This window comes from Micromonospora sp. MH33 (genome assembly GCF_003013775.1).
Lineage (GTDB): Bacteria > Actinomycetota > Actinomycetes > Mycobacteriales > Micromonosporaceae > Micromonospora > Micromonospora fulviviridis.
The window spans coordinates 1-6,214 of sequence record NZ_MUYZ01000356.1; the positions used below are offsets into that span (position 1 = coordinate 1).

Genomic DNA, 6,214 nt, shown 5'->3' on the forward strand with positions numbered 1-6,214 from the left:
GGTGCACGCCGGCAGGCCCGCGGCGCCCGGGACGGCGACGGCACGGGCTGGGCCGACCGGCTGGCCGGGCTGGCACCCGACGAGGCGCGGCGACTGCTGGTGGACCTGGTCCGCGGGCAGGCGGCCGCCGTGCTCGGGCACCCGTCGGCGCAGGCGGTGCCCGGTGACCGGGCGTTCAAGGAACTCGGCTTCGACTCGCTGACCTCCGTGGAGCTGCGCAACCGGCTCGCGGCGGCCACCGGGCTGCGGCTGCCCGCCACCCTCGTCTTCGACCACCCCACGCCGGAACGGCTGGCCGAGCACCTGCACGAGCGGCTCGGCCACACCCCGGCGGGCGCCGGCACCGCCCCCCGGGCCGTCGCCGCCGCCGGCGCCGAGGAGCCCATCGCCATCATCGGCATGGCCTGCCGCTACCCGGGCGGCGTCGGCAGCCCGGAGCAGTTGTGGGACCTGGTCGTCTCGGGTGGGGACGCGATCGGGGCGTTCCCGGCCGACCGGGGTTGGGACCTGGACGCCCTGTACGACCCGGACGCCGACCGGGCCGGTACCTCCACGACCCGGCACGGCGGTTTCCTCCATGACGCCGCGGACTTCGATCCCGGGTTCTTCGGCATCAGTCCCCGTGAGGCGCTGGCCATGGATCCGCAGCAGCGGCTGCTGCTGGAGACCTCCTGGGAGGCGTTCGAGCACGCCGGCCTCGACCCGGCGGGCCGGACCGGCACCGCCACCGGCGTCTTCATCGGCGCCGCCTCGTCGGGCTACGCCGCCACCGGCGACGGCCTCGACGGGCTCGAAGGCCACCTGCTCACCGGCACCGCGGGCAGCGTGGCCTCCGGCCGGCTGGCCTACACCTTCGGCCTGGAGGGGCCGGCGGTCACCGTGGACACCGCCTGCTCCTCCTCGCTGGTCGCCCTGCACCTGGCCGCGCAGGCGCTGCGGGCCGGGGAGTGCGACATGGCGCTCGCCGGCGGCGCGGCGCTGATGGCCGCGCCCGGCATGTTCTCCGAGTTCTCCCGGCAGGGCGGCCTGGCCCCCGACGGGCGGTGCAAGGCGTTCGCCGCCGGCGCCGACGGCACGGGCTGGGGCGAGGGCGTCGGCATGCTGCTGGTCGAGCGGCTGTCCGACGCCCGCCGCCACGGCCACCGGGTCCTCGCCGTGGTCCGGGGCAGCGCGGTCAACCAGGACGGCGCGTCCAACGGGCTCACCGCGCCGAACGGTCCGTCGCAGCAGCGGGTCATCCGCCAGGCCCTGGCCAACGCCCGGCTGTCTCCCGCCGACGTGGACGCCGTCGAGGCCCACGGCACCGGCACCACCCTCGGCGACCCCATCGAGGCCCAGGCCCTGCTCGCCACGTACGGTCAGGACCGCCCCGCCGACCGGCCGCTGCTGCTCGGGTCGATCAAGTCCAACATCGGGCACACCCAGGCCGCCGCCGGCGTCGCCGGCGTCATCAAGATGGTCCTCGCCCTGCGGCACGGCCTCGTGCCGGCGACGCTGCACGTGGACGAGCCCTCCCCGCACATCGACTGGACCGCCGGGGCCGTCGCCCTGACCACCGCCGCCACGGCGTGGCCCGACGTGGACCGGCCCCGCCGGGCCGCCGTCTCGTCCTTCGGCATCTCCGGCACCAACGCACACGCCATCATCGAGCAGGCCCCCGCCGACCCGCCGGCCACCGCCCGCCCCGAACCGGCCGCGCCGTCCGGCCTGGTCGCCGCCGACGCCGTACCGTTGCTCGTCTCCGCCCGCAGCGCCCGCGCCCTGCGTGACCAGGCCGAGCGGCTCCGCGACCACCTCGCCGGCCACCCGGACCTCGACCTCGTCGACCTCGGCTGGTCGCTGGCCACCGGCCGCGCCCACCACCCCTACCGGCAGGTCGCCGTCGCCGCCGACCGCGACGACGCGCTGGCCGCGCTCACCGCCGCCGACGACCAGCCCGCCAGCACCGGCGACGGTACGCGGAAGGTCGTCTTCGTCTTCCCCGGCCAGGGCTCCCAGTGGCCCGGCATGGCGCTTGACCTGCTCGACTCCTCCCCGGTCTTCCGTGACCGGATGCGCGAGTGCACGGCCGAGCTGGCCCGGCTGGTCGACTGGCAGCCCGAGGAGGTGCTGCGCGGCGCGCCCGGCGCACCCCCGCTGGACCGGGTCGACGTCGTCCAGCCGCTGCTCTTCTCCGTCATGGTGTCCCTCGCCGAGGTGTGGCGCTCCTGCGGCGTACGCCCCGACGCGGTCATCGGCCACTCGCAGGGCGAGATCGCCGCGGCGTGCGTGGCCGGCGCGCTCACCCTGCCCGACGCGCTGCGGCTCGTCGTGGCCCGCAGCCGCGGCCTGCTCGCCCTCTCCGGGCTCGGCGGGATGGTCTCCGTGCCGCTCTCCGCCGCCGACACCGCGGGGCTCATCGCGCCCTGGGGTGACGCGCTCACCGTCGCCGCGCTCAACGGCGCGACCGTCACCGTGGTGTCCGGCGACGCGGCCGCCGTCACCGAACTGCTCGCCACCTGCGCGGAACGCGGCATCCGGGCCCGGCAGATCGCCGTCGACTACGCGTCCCACTGCGGGCACGTCGACGCGGTCCGCGACGACCTGGCCGCCGCGCTCGGCACCGTCCAGCCGCACCCCACCCGGGTCGCCTTCCACTCCACCGTCACCGGCGCGCCCATCGACACCACCGAGCTGGACGCCGGCTACTGGTTCCGGAACCTGCGCGAGCCGGTCCGCCTCGCGCCGGTCGTGGACGCCCTGATCGACGCCGGCTACCGGGCGTTCGTCGAGGTCAGCCCGCACCCGGTGCTCAAGGTGGTGGTGCAGGACGCCCTCGACCGGGCCCCCGCCGGGCAGCCCGGCGTCGTGGTCGGCTCGCTGCGCCGCGACGAGCACGGCCCCCGGCAGCTGCTCACCGCCCTCGGCGGCCTGCACACGGCCGGCGTACCGGTCGACTGGGCCGCCGTCTTCGCCGGCTCCGGCGCCACCCGGGTCGACCTGCCCACGTACGCCTTCCAGCGGGAGCGGTTCTGGCCCGAGCCCGGGACGGGGCGGGCCGGTGACGTGTCCGGGGCAGGTCTCGGCGCGGCCGGGCACCCGCTGCTCGGCGCCGCGGTGCGGCTGGCCGGGGACGACGAGGTGCTGCTCACCGGCCGGCTGTCGGTGGCGGCGCAGCCGTGGCTGGCCGACCACGTGGTCGGCGGCGCGGTGCTGGTGCCGGGCACCGCGCTGGTCGAGCTGGTGGTGCGCGCCGGCGACGAGGTCGGCGCACCCCGGGTACGCGAGCTGACCGTCGCCGCGCCGCTGACCCTGCCCGCCGCCGGTGGCGTCCGCGTGCAGGTCCGCGTCGGCGCCGCCGACGACACCGGCGGCCGGGACGTCGCCGTGTACGCCCAGCCGGAGGACGACCCCGAGGCCGAGTGGATCCGGCACGTCGACGGCGTGCTGGAACCGGCCGCCGCCGAGGAACCCGGATTCGACGCCTGGCCGCCGGCCGGCGTCGCCGAGACCGACCTGACCGGCTGGTACGAGGCGCTCGCCGGGCACGGCCTGGCGTACGGGCCGGCGTTCCGGGGGCTGCGCCGGGTCTGGACCGGCGACGACACCGTGTACGCCGAGGTGGCGTTGCCCGACGCGCCGGTGGACGGCTTCGGCGTGCATCCGGCGCTGCTGGACGCCGCGCTGCACCCGATCGGGCTGCTCGACGCCGGGTCGGGCGCCCGGGTGCCGTTCGCGTTCGAGGGTGTGCAGGTGCACGCCTCCGGCGCGCGGGTGCTGCGGGTGCGGCTGACCCGGGCCGGTTCCGGGGTGCGGCTGGTGGCGGTGGACGAGTCGGGTGACCCCGTGGTGTCCGTCGACTCGCTCGTGCTCCGCGAGCTGACCGGCGTCGCCGCGCCGGACGCGGCGTCCCGGTCGCTCTTCGCGGTGACCTGGCCGGCCGAGGAGATCACCCCGGCCGACGCGGACCCGACCTGGGTGCTGCTGACCGTGGACCCCGGATCGGACGACGCCGGCGCGCCGGCATCCGCCGAGCGGATCACCGCGCGGGCGTTGCCGGCCGGTGACCGGGCCGACCGCGGCGCCCTCCCGGTGGACGGTGGGGTTCCGAGGTACGCGGACGTGGCGGCGGTGGTGGCCGCCGTGGCGGGCGGGGCGCCGGCCCCGGACGCGGTGCTGCTCACCGTGACCCCGCTGGCCGGGAACGACCTGCCGGCACGGGTGCGAGCGGTGACGACGCGGGTGCTGGCCACCGTGCAGGCCTGGCTGGCCGCCGACGCCCTGGCCGGCTCGCGGTTGGTGGTGCTGACCCGGGGCGCGGTCCCGGCCGGCGACGACGACCGGGCGGTCGACCTGGCCGGCGCGGCCGTGTGGGGCCTGCTCCGGTCGGCGCAGTCGGAACACCCGGACCGGATCGTGCTGGCCGACACCGACGCCGCCGTGGACGCCCGGGCCCTCGGCGTGCTGGCGGCCGTCGCGGCCGATCCGTCCGCCGTGGGCGGTCAGCTGGCGCTCCGGGGCGACCGGGTGTGCGTACCCCGGCTGGTGCGCCAGGTGGGCGCGGAGCTGACGCCGCCCGCAGAGGGCGCCTGGCACGTGGCCGCGGTGCGGCCCGGAACGCTCGACGGCGTCGAGACCGTCCCGACCGCGCCGGCCGACCTCGCCCCCGGTGAGGTACGGGTGGCCGTGCGCGCGGCCGGGGTGAACTTCCGCGACGTGCTCATCGCGCTGGGCATGTACCCGGACCCGGCGGCGGTGCTGGGCAGCGAGGGCGCCGGTGTGGTGCTGGAGGTCGGCCCGGGCGTCGCCGACCTGGTGCCGGGGGACCGGGTGTTCGGGCTGTTCGAGCCGGGCTTCGGGCCGCGGGTGGTGGCGCAGCGCGACCGGATCGCCCGGATGCCGGCCGGCTGGTCCTTCGTCGAGGCCGCGTCGGTGCCGGTGGTGTTCCTGACCGCCTACTACGCCCTGCACGACCTGGCCGGTCTGCGGGCGGGGGAGTCCGTGCTGATCCACTCCGGCGCGGGTGGGGTCGGCATGGCGGCCATCCAGATCGCCCACCACGTCGGCGCCACGGTCTACGCGACGGCGAGCCCCGGCAAGTGGGACACGCTGCGGGAGCTGGGGGTGGCCGACGACCGCATCGCGTCGTCCCGGACGACGGAGTTCGAGCCGGCATTCGCGTCCGTCACCGGCGGCGCGGGTGTCGACGTGGTGCTCGACGCCCTGGCCGGGGAGTTCGTCGACGCGTCGCTGCGGCTGCTGCCGCGCGGCGGCCGGTTCGTCGAGATGGGCAAGACCGACCTGCGGGACGCCGATGTGGTGGCGCGGGAGCACCCCGGGGTCGCCTACCGGTCGTTCGACCTGAACGAGGCCGGTGGCGTCCGCATCGGGGAGATGCTGGCCGACCTGCTGGGCCTGTTCGAGCGCGGGGCGCTGCGGCCGTTGCCGACGCGCGTGTGGGACGTGCGGCAGGCCCGGCAGGCGTTGCGGCACATCAGCCAGGCCCGCCACGTCGGCAAGGTCGTCCTGTCGGTACCGGCACCGGCGGACCCGGCGGGCACCACCCTGGTCACCGGCGCGTCCGGCGCCCTGGCCGCCGTGGTGGCCCGGCACCTGGTCGCCACCGGCCAGGCCCGGCACCTGCTGCTCGCCGCCCGCCGCCGCCCCGCCGACGATCCCGCCTACGCGGCGCTCGTGGCGGAGCTGACCGGGACCGGGGCGGAGGTCTCCGCCGTGGCGGTCGACCTGGCCGATCCCCAGCAGGTCGCCGACCTGGTCGCCGGGGTCGACCCCCGACACCCCCTCACCGCCGTCGTGCACTGCGCGGGCGTCGTCGCCGACGCCACCATCGCCTCCCTCGACGCGGACGCCGTCGACCGGGTCATGCGGCCCAAGGTGGACGCCGCCTGGGCGCTGCACCGGGCCACCGCGCACCTGGACCTGTCGGCGTTCGTGCTGTTCTCCTCGATCGCCGCCACCCTCGGGTCGCCCGGGCAGGGCAACTACGCCGCCGCCAACGGCTTCCTCGACGCGCTCGCCCGGCACCGCCGGGCGCACGGGCTGCCGGCCACCAGCATCGGCTGGGGCATGTGGGCCACCACCAGCGCCATGACCGCCCACCTCGACCGCGACGACGCGCAGCGGCTGCGCCGGCTCGGCATGACCGGCCTCACCGCCGCCGAGGGCACCGCGCTGCTGGACGCCGCCGCCCGGCGGGCCCGGCCGGCCGTCGCGG

At 77.5% G+C, this 6,214-nt stretch carries 1 protein-coding gene; it reads left to right on the forward strand.

The window, feature by feature from the left end; all coding sequences use genetic code 11:
* The coding region (locus B0E53_RS32000) for a type I polyketide synthase (protein ID WP_146167843.1) at positions 1 to 6,214 on the forward strand (6,214 nt) is incomplete at both ends.